We start from the raw sequence: 421 nt of genomic DNA on the forward strand, positions 1-421 counted from the left end.
TGCGTACGAAGAAGCGATCGCTGATGACGAGTTCATGGCCGAGTTCCGCGACCTGCTGGAACACTTTGCTGGGCGTCCAACACCAGTGTTCTACGCAGAAACGCTCAGCGAACGATATGGTGCGGATATCTATCTCAAGCATGAAGACCTGCTCCACGGCGGAGCGCACAAACTCAACAACACGCTGGGGCAGGCGCTGCTGGCAAAACGAGCTGGGAAAGACCGGTTGATCGCAGAGACAGGCGCCGGTCAACACGGCACCGCAACCGCGATGGTTGGTGCCCTGTTGAACCTCGATACAACCGTGTACATGGGCCGCCACGACATGCAGCGGCAGGAGATGAACGTCTTCCGGATGCGGCTCATGGGCGCTGAAGTGAAGCCCGTCGACCGTGGCAACGAGGGGCTTGCTGAAGCAGTC

The 421-nt window shown here is 59.4% G+C and carries 1 protein-coding gene; it reads left to right on the plus strand.

Annotated elements, in window-relative coordinates:
* Positions 1-421: pyridoxal-phosphate dependent enzyme (locus EXE42_RS17070; protein WP_137707070.1), on the plus strand; the 421-nt coding region annotated here is incomplete at both ends.

The organism is Halorubrum sp. SP3 (assembly GCF_005435195.1).
In the GTDB taxonomy this organism is placed as follows: domain Archaea; phylum Halobacteriota; class Halobacteria; order Halobacteriales; family Haloferacaceae; genus Halorubrum; species Halorubrum sodomense.